The 17,855-nt window shown below is 46.2% G+C and carries 20 protein-coding genes; 19 read left to right on the top strand and 1 reads right to left on the bottom strand.

Annotated features, from left to right (window positions below; genetic code table 11):
• From ACH6C1_RS03545 to ACH6C1_RS03610, 14 genes are all read left to right on the top strand, one after another.
• On the top strand, positions 1 to 954 hold the full coding sequence (locus ACH6C1_RS03545) for an ABC transporter permease (protein ID WP_374074662.1): 954 nt from the start codon (positions 1 to 3) through the stop codon (positions 952 to 954).
• A 4-nt stretch (positions 955 to 958) separates the two neighbouring features.
• On the top strand, positions 959 to 1,948 hold the full coding sequence (locus ACH6C1_RS03550) for an ABC transporter ATP-binding protein (RefSeq protein WP_366247785.1): 990 nt from the start codon (positions 959 to 961) through the stop codon (positions 1,946 to 1,948).
• A gap of 23 nt (positions 1,949 to 1,971) precedes the next feature.
• Positions 1,972 to 3,597 carry a peptide ABC transporter substrate-binding protein gene (locus tag ACH6C1_RS03555; RefSeq protein ID WP_374074665.1) on the top strand — a complete coding sequence of 542 codons (1,626 nt, stop codon included), beginning with the start codon at positions 1,972 to 1,974 and terminating at the stop codon, positions 3,595 to 3,597.
• Between the two features lie 74 nt (positions 3,598 to 3,671).
• On the top strand, positions 3,672 to 4,595 hold the full coding sequence (locus tag ACH6C1_RS03560) for a S66 peptidase family protein (RefSeq protein ID WP_374074667.1): 924 nt from the start codon (positions 3,672 to 3,674) through the stop codon (positions 4,593 to 4,595).
• Positions 4,592 to 5,689 (top strand): dipeptide epimerase, encoded by a 1,098-nt coding sequence (locus ACH6C1_RS03565; RefSeq protein WP_374074669.1) that lies wholly within the window; start codon positions 4,592 to 4,594, stop codon positions 5,687 to 5,689. The genes ACH6C1_RS03560 and ACH6C1_RS03565 overlap by 4 nt, the downstream gene beginning before the upstream one ends.
• Positions 5,686 to 6,573 (top strand): C40 family peptidase, encoded by an 888-nt coding sequence (locus ACH6C1_RS03570; RefSeq protein WP_374074673.1) that lies wholly within the window; start codon positions 5,686 to 5,688, stop codon positions 6,571 to 6,573. The genes ACH6C1_RS03565 and ACH6C1_RS03570 overlap by 4 nt, the downstream gene beginning before the upstream one ends.
• 106 nt (positions 6,574 to 6,679) lie before the next feature.
• Positions 6,680 to 7,717 carry a stage II sporulation protein D gene (spoIID, locus tag ACH6C1_RS03575; RefSeq protein ID WP_374074676.1) on the top strand — a complete coding sequence of 346 codons (1,038 nt, stop codon included), beginning with the start codon at positions 6,680 to 6,682 and terminating at the stop codon, positions 7,715 to 7,717.
• 75 nt (positions 7,718 to 7,792) lie between these two features.
• Positions 7,793 to 8,710 (top strand): stage II sporulation protein SpoIIQ, encoded by a 918-nt coding sequence (gene spoIIQ / locus ACH6C1_RS03580; RefSeq protein WP_374074678.1) that lies wholly within the window; start codon positions 7,793 to 7,795, stop codon positions 8,708 to 8,710.
• Positions 8,711 to 8,931: 221 nt separating this feature from the next.
• The gene (locus ACH6C1_RS03585) at positions 8,932 to 9,999 is read left to right on the top strand and encodes an AimR family lysis-lysogeny pheromone receptor (RefSeq protein WP_374074680.1); all 1,068 of its coding nucleotides are present in this window, start codon (positions 8,932 to 8,934) and stop codon (positions 9,997 to 9,999) included.
• Positions 10,000 to 10,212: 213 nt separating this feature from the next.
• Positions 10,213 to 10,482 carry a sporulation transcriptional regulator SpoIIID gene (spoIIID, locus tag ACH6C1_RS03590; RefSeq protein ID WP_038564118.1) on the top strand — a complete coding sequence of 90 codons (270 nt, stop codon included), beginning with the start codon at positions 10,213 to 10,215 and terminating at the stop codon, positions 10,480 to 10,482.
• Positions 10,483 to 10,662: 180 nt separating this feature from the next.
• The gene (mreB, locus tag ACH6C1_RS03595; RefSeq protein ID WP_095221237.1) at positions 10,663 to 11,664 is read left to right on the top strand and encodes a rod shape-determining protein; all 1,002 of its coding nucleotides are present in this window, start codon (positions 10,663 to 10,665) and stop codon (positions 11,662 to 11,664) included.
• Positions 11,665 to 11,796: 132 nt separating this feature from the next.
• Positions 11,797 to 12,615: a flagellar hook-basal body protein gene (locus ACH6C1_RS03600; RefSeq protein WP_374074683.1), complete on the top strand. Its 819-nt coding sequence runs from the start codon at positions 11,797 to 11,799 to the stop codon at positions 12,613 to 12,615.
• Between the two features lie 12 nt (positions 12,616 to 12,627).
• Complete coding sequence (locus tag ACH6C1_RS03605; protein ID WP_374074685.1) at positions 12,628 to 13,425, top strand: flagellar hook-basal body protein; 798 nt, start codon at positions 12,628 to 12,630, stop codon at positions 13,423 to 13,425.
• A gap of 20 nt (positions 13,426 to 13,445) precedes the next feature.
• On the top strand, positions 13,446 to 13,709 hold the full coding sequence (locus tag ACH6C1_RS03610; RefSeq protein WP_095220914.1) for a DNA-directed RNA polymerase subunit beta: 264 nt from the start codon (positions 13,446 to 13,448) through the stop codon (positions 13,707 to 13,709).
• A 36-nt stretch (positions 13,710 to 13,745) separates the two neighbouring features.
• On the opposite strand, the gene ACH6C1_RS03615 is transcribed toward ACH6C1_RS03610, so the two are convergent.
• Positions 13,746 to 13,904 carry a lmo0937 family membrane protein gene (locus tag ACH6C1_RS03615; protein WP_286160647.1) on the bottom strand — a complete coding sequence of 53 codons (159 nt, stop codon included), beginning with the start codon at positions 13,902 to 13,904 and terminating at the stop codon, positions 13,746 to 13,748.
• Positions 13,905 to 14,026: 122 nt separating this feature from the next.
• On the opposite strand from ACH6C1_RS03615, the gene fabZ reads away from it, so the two are divergent.
• The 5 genes from fabZ to ACH6C1_RS03640 all read left to right on the top strand — a co-directional run bounded on the left by fabZ (position 14,027) and on the right by ACH6C1_RS03640 (position 17,853).
• Positions 14,027 to 14,449 (top strand): 3-hydroxyacyl-ACP dehydratase FabZ, encoded by a 423-nt coding sequence (gene fabZ / locus ACH6C1_RS03620; protein ID WP_095220913.1) that lies wholly within the window; start codon positions 14,027 to 14,029, stop codon positions 14,447 to 14,449.
• A 113-nt stretch (positions 14,450 to 14,562) separates the two neighbouring features.
• The gene (locus tag ACH6C1_RS03625) at positions 14,563 to 15,048 is read left to right on the top strand and encodes a competence protein ComK (RefSeq protein WP_374074688.1); all 486 of its coding nucleotides are present in this window, start codon (positions 14,563 to 14,565) and stop codon (positions 15,046 to 15,048) included.
• 88 nt (positions 15,049 to 15,136) lie between these two features.
• Positions 15,137 to 15,763: a hypothetical protein gene (locus tag ACH6C1_RS03630; RefSeq protein ID WP_374074691.1), complete on the top strand. Its 627-nt coding sequence runs from the start codon at positions 15,137 to 15,139 to the stop codon at positions 15,761 to 15,763.
• A 194-nt stretch (positions 15,764 to 15,957) separates the two neighbouring features.
• On the top strand, positions 15,958 to 17,076 hold the full coding sequence (locus tag ACH6C1_RS03635) for an acyltransferase (RefSeq protein ID WP_374074693.1): 1,119 nt from the start codon (positions 15,958 to 15,960) through the stop codon (positions 17,074 to 17,076).
• A 102-nt stretch (positions 17,077 to 17,178) separates the two neighbouring features.
• Positions 17,179 to 17,853 carry a hypothetical protein gene (locus ACH6C1_RS03640; RefSeq protein WP_374074696.1) on the top strand — a complete coding sequence of 225 codons (675 nt, stop codon included), beginning with the start codon at positions 17,179 to 17,181 and terminating at the stop codon, positions 17,851 to 17,853.
• The last annotated feature ends 2 nt before the right edge of the window (positions 17,854 to 17,855 follow it).

The raw sequence follows: 17,855 nt of genomic DNA on the forward strand, positions 1-17,855 counted from the left end.
ATGGAACATCATAATAGACCGATTGATACGACTGGACAGCAAATACCGGATGAATGGTTCCAGCCGATAGAAAAGGATCTGAACAAAGCGGAAGAAGTAGCTCGTCCAAGCTTGTCCTTCTACAAAGATGCATGGCTGCGATTGAAGCAAAATCGATTAGCCATTACTGGGCTATTCTTTCTGATCGTCCTGATCCTAGCAGCAGTCTTCGCTCCAATTTTCTCGCCTTATTCCATTTCAGAAGGGGCATTACGGAACCAAAACCTAGCGCCATCTGCTGCACACTGGTTTGGCACTGATAATTTGGGACGTGATGTGTTTACCCGGCTTTGGCACGGAGCACGTGTTTCGTTATTTGTCGGTGTAGCGGCTGCCTTGATCGATTTCTTTATCGGAATCATATATGGAGGTGTCGCAGGCTATAAAGGCGGACGTACGGACAGTGTCATGATGCGTATCATCGAGGTGCTTTACGGACTGCCGCATTTGCTGGTTGTTATCTTGCTGCTTGTTGTAATGGGGCCGAGTCTCTTCACGATTATTGTTGCTTTGACGATGACGGGCTGGATCGGGATGGCTAGGATTGTCCGCGGCCAAGTGATGCAGCTGCGCAACCATGAATATGTGCTTGCATCCAAAACATTAGGAGCAAGTACAGGTCGAATCATCCGCAAGAACTTGCTGCCGAATACAATGGGTCCGATCATCGTGCAGATCACGCTGACTGTACCATCCGCAATCTTCGCAGAAGCATTCCTAAGCTTTTTAGGTCTTGGTATACAGGCGCCGAATGCGAGCTGGGGATCGATGGCCAATGATGGTCTGTCTGCAATTTTATCCGGAGATTGGTGGCTGCTGTTCTTCCCGGCATTGTTCATCAGTTTGACAATGTTCGCCTTCAATGTACTTGGTGATGGCTTACGGGATGCATTCGATCCGAAGCTGAGGAGGTGACAGAATGGAAAAGATACTTGAAATTGATGACTTGCATGTGCATTTCTCGACATATGGCGGAACAGTCCAGGCTGTCAGGGGTGTGAATCTGTATTTGAAAAAAGGAGAGACGCTTGCGATTGTTGGTGAATCCGGCAGCGGGAAAAGTGTGACGAGCAACAGCATCATGCAGCTCATTCCATCTCCGTCCGGTAAAATCGTCCGCGGTTCGATTCGTTTCAAAGGCAAGGATCTTGTCCAAACATCGAAAAAGGAAATGAGGGCTATCCGTGGTGTCGACATCTCGATGATTTTCCAGGATCCGATGACAGCACTCAATCCGACCTTGACTGTCGGTGACCAGCTGACGGAAGGACTGAAGCAGCACACATCAGTGAGTTCAGGCGAAGCGAAGGCAAAGGCCTTGGAAATGCTCCGGCTTGTCGGTATAGCCAATCCGGAGAGCAGGCTGAAGCAATACCCGCATCAATTCAGCGGCGGGATGCGGCAGCGGATTGTCATCGCTATGGCGCTAATATGCGAACCAGATTTGCTCATCGCTGATGAACCAACAACGGCACTTGATGTGACCATCCAGGCACAAATCATGGAGCTGTTCAAGGAAATCCAGGAAAAGACGGGAGTATCGATCATTCTTGTCACACATGACCTTGGTGTTGTTGCCCGCGTTGCAGATCGTGTCGCTGTCATGTACGGTGGGAAGATCATTGAGACCGGTGATAAGGATGATATCTTTTATCGTCCGCAGCATCCGTACACAATCGGTTTGCTGCAATCTGTGCCGCGGCTCGATATGAAAGAAGATATCCTGCAGCCAATCGACGGGACACCGCCGGATTTGTTCGCACCGCCGCAAGGCTGTCCATTTACGGCCCGATGTGCACATGCGATGCAGGTATGCGCAAATGTACATCCTAGCACCAGTTATCTATCCGATTCACATCAGGTGGAATGCTGGCTGCAGGATGCACGAGCCAAACGGCAGCCAGTCTGATCAAATTTCAAGGGGGAAAAGAGATGAAAAGAAACTGGAAATTATCTGTGATTGCTTGTCTTGCTGCATTGGTCCTTTTGCTATCTGCGTGTACTGCGAATAACAGTGCCGGCGGAAGCGGCGATGGTGGAGAAGGAGAGGATAAGAAAGTCCTTCGCCTTAATAACGGACAGGAGCCTACATCCCTTGATCCGCCAGAAGGCTTTGACAGTGTATCCTGGGTAATGGTCAACAACTTGATGGAGGGACTGACTCGTCTTGATGAAAGTCACCAGCCACAAGCAGCGATTGCAAAGAGCTGGGATGTCAGCGAGGACGGCAAGGAATATACGTTCCATCTTCGTGAAGATGCCAAGTGGTCCAATGGTGATGACGTCACTGCTAACGATTTTGTCTATGCATGGAAGCATATGCTTGATCCGGAACAGGCTTATCAGCCAGCATTCCTGGCATATGTGATTGAAGGAGCCGAAGCGTATAACAGCGGTGAAGGCAGTGCGGAGGATGTTGCCATTGAAGCAGTCGATGAAAAGACGTTCAAAGTGACACTAACAGCACCAACTGGATACTTTTTGAACCTGCTGACTAACCCTGCTTTCTTCCCAGTCAATGAAAAAGTAGCAGAGGAAAATCCGGAATGGTTCGCCGAAGCAGACACATATGTGAGCAACGGTCCATTCAAAATTGACAGCTGGTCGCATGATAAAGAACTGATCATGGCCAAAAACCCAGAGTATTGGGATGCTGAAACAGTGAAGCTGGATCAAGTGAACTGGGCAATGGTTGCTGACCGGAATACGGAGTACCAAATGTATCAGAGCGGAGACTTGGACAGATCCTCCATCCCTGCAGATAATGCGAAGGAACTGATGGAAAGTGATGAGCTGGTGACCGAGGTGCAGGCCGGTGATCAATTCCTCCGCTTCAACGTACAGAAAGAACCATTTACGAATGAAAAAATCCGTAAAGCATTCGCTATGGCGATGAATCGTGATGATATCGTTGAGTTTGTCCGCGGTATTGGCGAACAGCCTGCTCGCGGCTTCGTACCATATGGCTTTGAAACACCTGATGGCGGTGACTTCCGTGAAGAAAATGGCGATTTAATCCAAGATGATCCAGCCGAAGCGAAGAAATTGCTGGAAGAAGGCATGGCGGAAGAAGGCTGGGATGAGTTGCCTGCTGTGACACTGACATATGGTACAAATACAGAAAACGAACGCTTGGCGGAAGGCGTGCAGAATATGCTTTCTGAAAACTTAGGTGTTGATGTGACATTGCAGACGGTCGAATCCAGTGTGTTCAGCGAAGAGCAGACGAAGCTCGTCTATCAGTTGTTCCGCGGATCCTTCTTGGCGGATTATGGCGATCCGGTTAACTTCCTGGAAAGCTTTACGACTGAATCCTCTTCTAATCGAACAGGCTGGTCCAATGAAGAATACGATAAGCTGATTGCTGAATCGAAGACACAAAGCGATGAGGCTGCGCGTTACGAGATGCTGATGGAAGCAGAGAAAATATTGATGGATGAAATGCCGATCGTACCGCTTCACTTCTACCAGCATGTGTACTTGCAAAAGACGAATGTAAAGAATGTCATCATGCACCCAGTAGGCTACTTGGAGCTGAAATGGGCGGATATTGAATAAAGCAGAGGAAGAGAAGTGGTGAGAGCCACTTCTCTTCCGTCTGTCATACCATACATATAGACTGGGAGGAGATAATGATGAAAGCATCTGTGTGGAAAAAAGGAGATACAATCGGGATTGTATCACCAGCAGGTCCGATTAAACGCGAGGAACTCGAGCAGGGGATCAAGATTGTGGAATCGTTAGGTCTGCATGTGAAGCTGGGGAAGCATGTGTTTGACAAATATGGCTATCTTGCGGGTTCTGACTCTGATCGAGCTACTGATCTGAACGATATGTTCAAAGATGATGAAGTAAAAGGAATCATTTGCAGCAGAGGCGGCTATGGTTCTGCTCGGATTGTTGAAATGCTGGATTATGAAGCTATCAAACAAAACCCGAAAGTGCTGCTCGGATACAGTGATATAACGTATCTACATACAGCGATCAGGCAGCGGACTGGACTGATTACTTTTCATGGTCCCATGGTGGCTTCCGACATGGGGGAATCTGACTTTGCCAAACTGAGCTATGATTTGCTACAGCAATTCTTCATCCCGCAGGATGTTGTTTATACAACAGCTATTTCTCCGCTGGAGGCTATCGTGCATGGAAGAGCTACAGGAGCATTGGTTGGCGGCAACCTATCCTTGCTGACGAGTACACTTGGTACACCAGATGAAATTGATACAAAGGGTAAGCTGCTTTTGTTAGAAGATGTTTCTGAATCGCCATATAAAATCGACAGTATGCTGAATCAGCTGAAGCTGGCAGGCAAGCTGGATCAGGCAGCAGGCATTCTTATCGGGGATTTCACGGATTGCGAAGCGAAGGATCCAGAAACGTCACTCTCCTTTGATCAAGTCCTTGTTGATTACCTGACTGACCTGGAAAAGCCTGTCCTTAAAGGGTTCCGCATCGGGCATTGCAATCCGAATATCACAGTGCCGCTTGGAACAGAAGCAAAGATGGATACAAAAACGAAAACCCTCCAGGTGAGTGCTGGGGTGAGAGCATGAAGGTTGCTCGAATAGATGTATACCAATCTGCTGTTCCTTTGAAAAAAGCTTTCAAGACAGCGCTGCGAACGGTGACAGTAGCAGAGAGCATCGTTGTAAAAGTGACAACTGATGATGGTGTGATTGGCTGGGGGGAGGCTCCGCCGACGCATGTGATAACGGGAGACAGCCTGGCAAGCATTCATTATGCCGTTGAAGCCATCATCAAACCTGCCATCACCGGCATGTCATTGCTGGAACGAGACGCATTATTTCATCAGCTGCAGCAATGCCTCGTCGGCAACACAAGCGCCAAAGCAGCTGTAGATATGGCATTGCATGACTGTATTGCACAGTATGCAGGTATTCCGCTGTATCATCTGCTGGGCGGCGCTCGTGATACATTGGAAACCGACTACACAGTCAGCGTCAATACACCATCGGAAATGGCGTCAGACGCTGCAGGCTATGTAAAGGACGGTTTCCGGACCTTGAAAATAAAAGTCGGCAAGGATGATATCGAAACAGATATAAAAAGGCTTCAAGCAATTCGGGAGGCAGTTGGCAGCAGTATCACGCTTCGTCTTGATGCAAACCAAGGGTGGGATAGGAAAACCGCAGTCCGTGCCATCAGCAGGATGGAGGATATGGACCTTGCTATCGAACTTGTGGAACAGCCTACAGCTGCTGCAGATTTGAAGGGATTACAGTATGTAACAGCAAATGTCCAGACACCAGTCATGGCTGATGAAAGCTTATTTTCACCGCAGGATGCCCTTGCGTTGCTGGAAATGCGTGCGGCTGACTTGCTCAATATCAAATTGATGAAAGCGGGCGGCATTCAGCCTGCGCTGGATATCGCCCGTATCGCTCGCTCTTATGGTGTAGAATGCATGGTCGGCTGTATGATCGAATCCCGAATCGGTATCAGTGCAGCAGCGCATCTGGCTGCCAGTCAGCAGCATATTACACGGGTCGACTTTGATGCACCGCTCATGCTCCGGGAGGATATCGTTACAGGCGGCGTCCGATATGAAGGTAGCAGACTGCTGCTCAATGCATCGCCAGGGCTCGGTATCCTGGCAGTGGATGTCCAAGGGGAAAAGGTATTATGAAAGAAAGCGTGATTGCTGTTTCCGTCGCTAATCTGTGGACAAATCCTGCCTCCTCCAGACAAGTGGATACACCGATTGTTTCTAATCCGTCTGATCCGTCACGCTGGGTGCATGACCTTTCTCACGCCGATAGATTGGAGCTTCATGAAAACAATTTGCTTCAATCACAAGTGCTATTCGGCACAACAGTATGGGAAGTGGAGCGGAAGGGTGACTGGGTCAAAGTGGTGATACCCTCCCAGTCCACACCAAAAGATGAACAAGGATATCCCGGATGGATTCCCGCTCGTCAGCTTGCAGATCCGCTGCCAAAATCAGATCATATGGTTGAAGTACGAGCGAAGCAGGCTGCTCTGCAAGTAGAGGGTTCCGGCAAGATAGTTCAACTCAGTTTTTTGACAAAGCTGCCTTTTATTGAAGAGTCGGGAACGGCCTTTACTGTTCTGACACCGCTCGGCCGGGGACGACTTTCCAAGGCCCAGAGCAGTATCTGGACTTTTCATGAGGAAGACGGTGAGGCACTGATCACGTATGCGGAACAATTCATTGGGCTGGACTATCTATGGGGCGGAATGAGCAGCTGGGGCTACGACTGCTCCGGATTTGCTTACAATATGCATCTTGCGAGCGGTTATGTCATTCCGCGGGATGCGAGTGCACAGGCTTTGGAGGGAAAAGCCATTAGTTTGGATCAAGCAGAACCGGGGGATTTGCTGTTCTTCGCTTATGATGGTGGAAAGGGACGTGTTCACCATGTTGGTTTCTATTATGGAAACGGAAAAATGCTGCATGCCCCGAAAACAGGAAAACAAATTGAAATCCTGAATTTGGCGGGCACAGTATATGAAACAGAGCTTTGTGCCGTCAGAAGATATTGGAGCTGATAGAGTGCCTGCGGGTACTCTATTTTTTTATGGGCAGATGTTCTAGCAATCCACAGAAGATACATAGAGTAAAGAGTAGACCAGCAGGCAGATAAGGAGGTCCTCTATGCAAAATAAGAAACCAAGCACAAAGCGACGTCTCAAGTCCCACATAGTCATCAGCATCTTGATCATCTGTTTATTCACTGTCATCGTGGCGCTCCCTACATTGATTGTAGTACCATTTATAGACCCCGGCGGAATGGAGAGGACGGCAACAGCAATGGAACAAGAAAAAGAGATCAAGGAAACAGCCAGTGTAGCAGTGGAAGTAAGCCGTACAGCAAGCAATACAGTTGAAACGGTTCCGCTTGAGACGTACGTGACACGTGTGGTCGCTTCTGAGATGCCCGCCGACTTCGAACTGGAAGCACTCAAGGCGCAAGCGGTCGCAGCTCGGACTTACGTGGTACGTTATATGGAAGATCATCAAGCAGAGGAACCAGAAGCGATTGAGGTATCGGATTCTACCAGCGACCAAGTATACAAGAATGAAGACGAGCTCCGCCAGGCATGGGGCAAGGATTATGAAGAAAAAATGACGAAGCTGACAGAGGCGGTGGAAGGAACAAGCGGGGAGATTATCACATATGACGGCGAACCGATTACCCCTTCCTTTTTCTCCACAAGCAATGGATACACGGAAAATGCGGAGAACTATTGGGAAAATCCGCTGCCATATTTGAAATCAGTTGAAAGTCCATGGGATAAGCAGTCACCGAAATTTGAAGATCAGAAAGTAATTGAAATCGAGGAAGCAGAGAAGCTGCTTGGTGTCGAAATTGATCCGAATAACCCACCAGGTGAGCTGAAACGCAACAGCAGTCAGCGCGTAGCCGAAGTGGCAATTGGAGGCAAGCAGTTCACAGGCAGGGAAATTCGTGAAAAACTAGGACTCAAATCGACAGATTTCACGTTATCGATGAAGGATGATCATCTCATCTTTCAAACAAAGGGGTATGGTCACGGCGTCGGGATGAGTCAATATGGTGCGAATGGCATGGCTGCAGAAGGCAAATCGTATAAGGATATCCTGACATACTATTATAAAGATACGGAGATTAATAAACTGCCGGCGGAAGGCGCCAAGCTGGTGTCCAAGTAAGGTTGGAAAAATTTTCTGAAACATATGTATAGGAATCTATCTTTGTGACGACAATGGTTGCAGAGGTGATGATCTATGAAGGAAAAAAATAGCGTTTCAAAATCTAAGTGGAAACGTCTTTTCCGTAAAAAATGGTTTTTCCCAGCGTTGTATCTTGGTATTTCTGCTTTGCTTCTGACAGCTGTATTGTGGTACCAAAGCGGTACGAATGATCCGGAACAAGCAGAGGATGACAAAGGCATCTTCGACTCCCTGAATTTTAATGGAGATGAAGAAGCAACTCCTGTAGCAGAACAAGATGAAGTAGTGAAAGCTCCTGTAGCTGAAGACGCAGAAGCAACAGTCGTAACGAAATTCTATGATCACAATGCAGACAGCGAAGCCCAAGAGAATGCACTCGTACTCTACGACAACAAATACTATCAAAGCACCGGAGTGGATTACGCTGCAGCTGATGGCGGAGCATTCGATGTCCTTGCTGCATTGAGCGGGACAGTCACAGAAGTGAAGGAAGATGCCCTCCACGGAAACGTTGTTCAGATCGAGCATAAAAATGGCGTAGCAACGTATTATGCAAGTCTGGAAGATGTAAAAGTGGAAGCAGGCCAGGAAGTGAAACAAGGTGATGTGCTTGCAACAGCAGGACAGAGCCTATTTGCAAAAGATAAAGCGACACATTTGCACTTTGAAGTGCTTAACGGCGATACACCTGTAAACCCGGAAAGCTTTTTCAATCAGCCTGTAAGCAAATTGCAGGAAGCAAAAGCTGAAGCTGAAGCAGTACAGGAAGATACAGCTGACACAGCTGGTCAGAATGAACAGACTGAGACTGAAGCTCCAGCGGAAGAAAATGCAGATGCTGAAGCAACTCCAACAGATGAATCCGGTGATACAGAAGAAACTCCTGATACATCTGATGAAGAAAAATCTCCAGAACAAGATGAGCAGCCAGAGGACGAAGCAACGTCTTCCTCTTCTTCAGCCCAAACTTGATTCGACAGAAGCACCCCGAGCCCGGGGTGCTTTTTTTAGGCATAAAGCAGTCCAACAATAAAACCAGGAAACCTAATAATTTGTCGAACGAATCAGCCTAGAAACTGCTTGAAATTATCTGAAAAGATGGAATAATGAAATGGTGCAAAACACAAAGTGAAAGTCGAAGTCAAGTGATTCCATGGAGGTAAGATTGGGAAATGTGAGAGGAGAAAGGAACGTTGAATCAATCCAGTTTGCGTAAGGAAGCGACTGACTTGGGCAAGCTCTCGGCAGCAACAAGCCGGATGACAGATCTTTGGTCCTTCATTCAGCTAGTAGAGACAAGTCATGATGTGAAGCAGGTAACAGACCTGACTGCGAATTTCTGTGTACATTCCGCATCTGCCGATGTTCAGTTGGCGGCAATGGATTTCCTTGGTATGAACTTTTATGAAGAAGAGCTTCAGCTGCTGATACAAAAGAATAAGCAATCATTGCACCGGCGGAACAGGTCATATGCCCACTTATATGAACTAATAAATCAGTACCAGGTGTACAAGCTGCCAGGTAATGAGTTTGAAAGGCAGATAAGCCGCCATCAAGCGGATTTTCCAGAGGCGAAGGCTTTGATTCTGTTCGGCAGGATCTACCAGCATTTCCAATGCCACGATTATCATGCCATTGCATATTATCTGGATGAATTACAGGAGACGATTATCCTTATCAAAGATTATTTCCTGCGCATCATGATGACTGTGCGAATGGACAAGCTGCTTTTCCAATATCATTGGAAACGGAACGAATTGATCATTGCCAGGAAACATAGCAGAAACATTCTCCAACATACATATCTGCCAGGCCAGCGAGCCGTACAGCATTACAAGATGGGTTTGACCTTCCTTTTCGATGACAAGATTGCAAGCTTTTCTCATCTTGCTGAAGGGAGCAAGATGGCAAAGCAATACAACATAACTTGTCTGGCACAATTACTTGACCGGCAAGTGCTGCCGATCGTAGCTGCCCACTTTGGGATTTTGCATACGTATTTGACAGATGACCCGCATGCACTTGCATATATCGAGTTTCAGCTTGGCGAAGTGGAAAATGCAAGAAAGCGCTATCCTAAGTGGAAGCCTGAAAAACAGACAGCTTTTTATAAATACTTCTATGGACTCATCCACCAGAATAAAGATTATCTAGTGGCATCCTATCACCTATTCATCCGCAGACATAAAGACTTCTATTTTTCCCGTTTACCTATGTACGCAATCCAGAAAATAGATAACGACAGACCCTCCACTAGCTGAGAGGGTCTTTTTTATGGAATAAAACAGCTTTCCAGCTAATAAGATGTTACAAACCAAAGCAAGTGTTTGAAGGGAACGAGTGTGAAGCGCTCAACGCCGCAGATGCCCAATCATCTATGACTTGCACAAGAAAAATACATATCCGAATTACTTCATCGCTTCTCATCTTGTCTCATGAACATCAAGAACCGTCAACTTAAGGAGGCATGGGCTGTGCATGATTATATCAAAGAGCGCACGGTGCGCATAGGTAAGCACATTGTGGAAACGAAGAAGACAGTTCGCGTGATTGCAAAGGAATTCGGTGTATCCAAGAGTACTGTGCATAAAGATCTGACAGAGAGACTGCCGGAGATCAATCCGGATTTGGCCAATGAAGTGAAGGAGATCCTTGATTATCACAAAGCTATCCGTCATCTGAGGGGCGGGGAGGCTACCAAATTGAAGTATAAGCTGGAAACAAATACCGACGCTCCTGCCTAAAACCCAACTTTCATCCTGTAAAGGTCCATCCAATCCCTTTCCAATATTCCTACTTTTATCCTTCTTTTCTTTCAAAATTTGCTACTATTCTCCATGTTTTGTGCTACACTATAAGATAAGTAGCATTATGTTCTCGAACGGATGCGACAGAGTTTCTATCTTTACAGGGAGGATCTGAGGATATTGGCACGAGATATAGGAATTGACCTCGGTACGGCAAACGTACTAATACATGTAAAAGGAAAAGGAATCGTTCTGAATGAACCATCAGTTGTCGCGATGGACAGAATTACAGGCAATGTACTTGAAGTCGGGGAAGAAGCACGACGCATGGTAGGCAGAACACCTGGAAATATTGAGGCGATTCGTCCGTTGAAAGACGGCGTAATCGCTGATTTTGATGTAACTGAAGCGATGCTCCGCTATTTCATCAACAAGATCAATGTAAAAGGTTTTCTATCTAAACCGCGCATGCTGATTTGCTGCCCAACGAATATCACGAAAGTGGAACAAAAAGCAATCAGGGAAGCTGCGGAGAAATCCGGCGGTAAGAAAGTATACTTGGAGGAAGAACCAAAAATTGCAGCTATCGGTGCAGGAATGGATATATTCCAGCCGAGCGGTAATATGGTCGTCGATATCGGCGGCGGCACAACAGATGTTGCTGTTCTTTCCATGGGTGACATCGTGACAGCCCAGTCCATTCGGATGGCTGGGGATAAGTTCGATTCAGAAATCCTGCAGTATATCAAACGTAAATACAAGCTATTGATCGGTGAACGTACAGCAGAAAATATCAAAATTGAAATTGCGACAGTATTTGAAGGCGCGCGTCAGGAATCGATTGATATCCGCGGCCGGGACATGGTAAGCGGTCTTCCGCGTACGATCACTGTACATTCGCAAGAAATAGAAGAAGCACTGCGTGAGTCAGTTGCCATGATTGTACAAGCGGCGCGTACTGTATTGGAACAGACACCTCCTGAGCTGTCTGCAGACATCATCGACCGCGGTATTATCCTGACTGGCGGTGGAGCACTGCTTCACGGTATTGACCAGCTGCTAGCTGAACAATTGAAGGTTCCTGTATTCATTGCAGAAGATCCGATGGATTGTGTGGCAAAAGGTACTGGCATCATGCTTGAAAACATCGACAAACTGGAAAAACGTAAAGTAGTATGATAATTTGACCTCTTCTGTGTACTTTATTCTCTAATGTATACGGAAGAGGTTCAATTTGTTTAGGATTCTGCCGATATAAATAGATAGAAACCAAAAACACTGGCAATCTAACTGCCTAGGAGGACCGAAACATTGCTTAAAGGATTATATACAGCTGCATCCGGTATGCTCGCCCAGCAGCGCAGACAGGAAGTACTGTCTAATAACTTAGCTAATGCGAATACAAATGGATACAAAGCAGATCAAGGGCAGCTGCGGGCTTTTCCGGAGATGCTTTTGAAATCGATGGAGAGCAAGCCGACATCAGCGGATAACTCCCGCTATGTTACGACTTCCAAGGAAATCGGCAGTATCAATTCCGGCGTGTATGTGCAAGAGACGATTCCGAACTTTGTCCAAGGAGATTTACGGGAAACGGGTATCAGTACAGATACGGCTCTAGTGGACGGAGCGTACCCGGATGAAAATGGCTCTGTATTCTTCAATCTGCAGACAGCATATGGTGAAGCGTATACTCGCAATGGTAATTTTACCATTGATGCAGAAGGTTTTCTGACGAATGATCAAGGCAGTTATGTTCTTGATACAGCAGGCAACCCTATCCAGACAAACAACCAGACATATACGATGTCAGCAGATGGTTCTATGCAATTCACCGACGGCAGGAATATCCAGCTCGGACTGACATACGTACAGGATGCAAATTTGCTGGACAAGCAGGGTGAGAACGTCTATACCGCTAGCGAAGAAGCCGAGGCAGCAGACGCTCGGACAACAGCTGGCGTGACATATAATATCGTCCAGGGCGCAGTAGAAGGCTCGAATGTCGACTTGCAGCAGACAATGGCAGACATGATGCAGGCATACCGTACGTTTGAAACGAACCAAAAGGTACTGACAGCATATGATGAAAGCCTTGGAAAAGCAGTCAATGAAGTCGGGAAGCTGTAAAGGAGGAGCAAAATGAGCAGGATGATGACACAGGCTGCCGTAACAATGGGGCAGCTGCAGCAGCGATTGGATTTGATCGCGAATAATATGGCGAATACAAATACATCAGGCTATAAAGCACAGACCTCTAATTTCTCTTCCTTGCTTTATCAGCAGATGAATAACCCGCCGAATGATGAGGCGAATACGACAAGCCGAAGCACAAGTGACAACATCCGGATCGGCTCTGGAGCATACATGAGCAGTACAAACCCGCTCATGACAATGGGAACGATCCAGACAACTGACCGGAATCTGGATGCGGCACTTATGAATGACAACCAATACTTCACGATTACAGGCGAGAACGGACAGCAGCTCTATACACGTGCCGGGAATTTCTACCTTCAGCCGCAGCAGGATGGCACAGTTGCTTTGACGACAGCAGAAGGCAACTTGGTGAACGGTGTCGATGGACCTATTGCATTACGTTCTGATTTTGATAGTATTACAATCAATGACCGCGGAGAAATCGTTGTAGAGCGCAATGGAGTAAATGCTGTGGAAGCAAACCTTCAGATTACAGCCATCGATAATCCACGCGTCCTGACACGTACAGGTGATACTGCCTTTGAGCTTGCTGACCCTGCGCTTGCCCAAGCGCTTAATGCGGGAGAAGTCGAATTGCAGGCAGGCAGCCTGGAAGGGTCAAACGTTGATCTTAGTGAACAGATGACTGCAATGGTAAATACACAGCGTGCTTATCAGTTCAATGCACGCTCCATTTCCATGAGTGATCAGATGAGCGGTCTCATTAACCAGATTAGATAAGAATAAGGAGCCATAACGCTATGCCGAGTAATGCATCCAAACTCCAGACAAAAGAACAACATGATAAAAAGAAGCAGGCAGAAGGAGAAAAGGCACCGAAAAAACAACGGAGAAGATTATTTCCGATTTGGCTTCGCTTGCTTGTCGTGCCGATTATCCTGATCGTTTTCCTGCTGCTAGGCTTGCTGTTCGGCTATGGCGTACTGGGTGATGGCAACGCGCTGGACGTCCTAAAACGAGATACATGGACACACATCTATGACTTGATCAACCAGAAGTCATAAAAAAGGCTTGCTCCGGTTACCGAGCAAGCCTTTTTTCTATTTCCTTCCCCTGCTTTTCCTGATTGCATAAATAACGAACAGGATCACAGCAATGATAAGGAAAATGTGAATGATTCCTCCGAGGATATTGAAAATGACACCGATAAGCCAGAACGCGACTACGATGATGCCGATCCATAACAAAAGATTAAGCAATTGGCTTCCCTCCCAGCAGTTTTATGGAACAATACCCTTAACGCAAAACGCGTTAAACATGCTAGCATCATTTTTGGTATAATACGTTAGGAAAGACAACCATTCAGGAGGCTCACCATATTATGTATGATGTTCAACAAATCAAAGAAATAATCCCGCATCGCTATCCTTTCTTGCTTGTGGATCAAATAACTGAAATCGAAGAAGGCAAACGCGCTGTCGGCAAGAAGAATGTAACAATCAATGAACCATTCTTCCAAGGACATTTTCCTGATTATCCGGTAATGCCAGGTGTCTTGATCCTTGAAGCTCTTGCACAGACAGGTGCATTTGCGATGCTGATGAAGGAAGAAAACAAAGGAAAAATCGGCTTCCTTGCCGGCGTCGATAAATGCCGCTTCAAACGCCAGGTGAAACCAGGTGATACATTGAAGCTGGAAGTAGAGATTGTCCGTTTGAAAGGACCAATCGGTAAAGGAAAAGCAACAGCAACTGTTGATGGAGAGCTTGCTTGCGAAGCTGAAATCACTTTTGCAATCAAATAAAAGGGCGAAGCGTATGCTTCGTCCTTTTTTACTATTTTTTACAACTCCTTTACATATTAGCGTAGCTGTTTATAGTAATATAGTCTTGTATCAGTCAATTGGAGGGGGAAATTATGCAAATAGAAAAAAGGAAACAGTACATCATCACCCGTAATACCATTGCTGTCTTTCGTTTGCACGATCCAGTGTACCAATCCCGTGTTCTTGAAGCCGATAAAGAAATATGGGTGGAACAATCGCCTCTTACGATCATTGATCATAGCTGCATGCAGTACGGATCCTCTTATGAGGGCAGAGTACATGCAATTGGCAGACTGCTGCGGACGGACAAGAAGGTGCCTATCCCAGTGCATCCGGCCCATGGCGTTTTTATGCTCCCGACTTCCTCACCTACGAACACCCATTGCGTCTGGCTGTCCTTCTATCATATTCAATCCTTTAAAGAAACAAAAAGCCGCACCCGAGTCAGCTTCTATAATGGTACTGCTTTGTTTGTAGAAACGTCAGAGCGTTCCTTCGACCAGCAGTATAAAAGGACAGGTACTGTCATTGCCTTACTTAATAATGAACATTTCTTCATGGGGCAAAGCTTATCCTGAAGCTATCAATCACTTCTTCTGCCGAAGCGGTTATGTTATCATGTAAACTATCATTACCAGCTTTGGAGTGGAGGAGGAAACCTGTCTTATGCGCGACACATATACCGAAGCCGATTTTCTGGAGCAGCTGCTGCTTCATAAAGACCAGCTTCTATCATCAATCAGACGGGAGGATATCGCCCTCGATGCGTTCTTGCGCCAAGAAGCGAGCAGACCTGAACACAGTCCAGTATTTCAATACGTATTGAAGCACTACATAGGCTTGGTCAATCCCAATCTGACAGTGGCATTCGAACAGACCTTTTTCCGTCTGTTCCAGGAAGCCGCATGCCATCCGGACAAGCGGAAAATCGTCGGATTGACAGCAGCGTTATATGAAGTGAGAAATCGCCGGGGCAACCCTTCCATGCAATTTCCCCTCGTTACGCATATGCTGCATCTTTTGAATGTGCATTATCCGATATATGATCCGGCAAGAATTGCATTCCTAGGTATGCCATCAGCCAATCACTTGATTGGTTTCGATAAGAAGATGACGCGTTATATCGAACAATACGGTCAGCTTTTCGAGTTTTACCAATCCATTCTGCAGGACAGCCGTTTCGGCGCATTGGCAGCTGCATTCGACGAGCATTTCAAAGACGATAGCTATGAGCCGCCAAGTGATGCCAAGAAGCTTGATCTGCTTGTGCAGGCATTCAGCCAAACCACCTAAGCACTTACTACTGTAAGTGCTTTTTTTTTGTGGGAAAAATTAGGGCTAATTGGATAGAGTTTGTAATCATATTGCGAGCAGATTGTGTTGTCATTACAGTTCTGTTAAAACTCTTGCGGCACCCTGATTTGAGGGTATATAAAGAAGAAAAGACGGATATGATTTCTAAGAATATAGAAAGCAGGTAGATGCACATGACGAGGAATTACTCCATTGACTTCTTCAAATGCCTGGCGATCTTCGGCGTCGTTTGTATTCATACACATACATTCCGAGACACCGCTGTCCCATTCGGGAACGGTGAAACCTGGGCATTCATCATCGATACAATCGCACGCTTTTCAGTCCCGTTCTTCTTTGCTGCATCAGGCTATTTATTTGCAATGAAACTCCAGCGTACAGATGACACATTCGCGTACTTCAAACGCTATACTGGAAAGCTGATCAGCTTGCTTGCTGCATGGTTTGCTTTTTATTGGGTATATGATTTTATAAAGATGCTTACGACTTCAAACGGAACAATGAGTGAGCAAAAAGCTGAGCTGACGGCATACATTCAGGATACCTTCCAGTGGCGCACATTATTGGATGGGATATCTTATACACAATTCCAGCTTTGGTTTATGTTCGCTTTGATCTTTTCAATCATCATCATTTATGCTGCTTACAGATTACGCCTAATGAAGGTGACTTTGTTAGTGGGTCTTATTCTTAATCTAATTGGTCTCCTGGGACAATCTTATGGACCACTCTTCCATGTCACGATGGAAGAGACGACAAGAAACGGAATTTACTTTGGTTTATTTTATACAGCACTAGGAGCTTGCTTTGGCTTATATGAAAAACAAATCTTTCATGCAGCACAAGCAATCCGTGTAAGGACGATCGGTATAATGGTAGCTGCTGGATTTGTTCTGCAGCTGCTGGAGCGGTCTATCCTGTATTACGGGCTGGATTTGCCGCAGGGAGAGTATCTTATCAGTACGATTCCTTTGACAATTTCCCTTCTGCTGTTCACCTTGAAAGCACGTAGCATCGGAAAGCATCGTTATGTTAGCATTATTGCTAAAAATGTAGTTGGTATCTACTTGATTCATACACTATGGCGCAGTATCTTTGATCAGGCACTCGATCAATCAGCTGTGACGCACACGTTTGCTTGGGGCCTGCTTTATGCACCTATACTGTATATGTTATCTCTGCTTTCTTATGTAGGCATACAGTACGTGAAAGGAAAACTCAGCAACCCAGTTTTGCCAAAACGCGCGAAGCACCGCACTGCACTTCGCCCAAGCAACAGTCTTCTCAAATAGATTGGCATATTGCCAGTCTATTTTTTTATTGTAAATATATGTGCAAATTTTGAAAAATTACGGTAATCTTTTATTATATACATAGAAGAAGGATGGCAGAATATGACATATCATACGAATCCTTTCCGTCTCCTGACTAACCCGAAGGAGACATTATTCAAACTGCGGGAAGCTGAGCAGCTGCGTGGCCATTGGCTATGGACTGTCTTGATCCTCCTCGCTTTCTGTCTCGTTTATGCAGCACTAGGATGGGTTGGTGCTGGGACAGAGACGCTGAATCAATTGAAAGCAGATTACATAGGTTCGGATTATGAATACGCGAAGTTTTGGTTCATCATAGGCCGTCTCGTCTGCGGAGTAGGACTGGGACTGCTTATCATTTTTGTTGTGTCTCTCGTATTTTACCTTTTTTATGAAATACCATATCAGAAGCTATTAGTTATCCAATTAAGTGTAGGTATTGTATTCCTGCTGGAAGCTCTCTCCTGGCTGATCCTATTGCCAGCAGCCGGCCTGGACTGGGATCGATCGCCGTTTTCACTTGGAGTCATTGCAGATTTGTTTACAGACCGCCCCTGGATAATCAGCTTGTTTGGCGCAATGTCATTGTTCCAGCTGTTTATCCTGTATTTCCAGACCAGATGCCTGCTTATGCTGTTCCCAGCCAAACGATGGCATGTATGGGCTGTTGTCGGTATGATCTATCTCTGTTACATTCTTTTACTGACACTGCTTGGAGGGCTTGGGAATAAGATTGTTGCATTCATCTTCGCATAGGA

It is taken from the genome of Terribacillus sp. JSM ZJ617 (genome assembly GCF_044383785.1).
Lineage (GTDB): Bacteria > Bacillota > Bacilli > Bacillales > Amphibacillaceae > Terribacillus.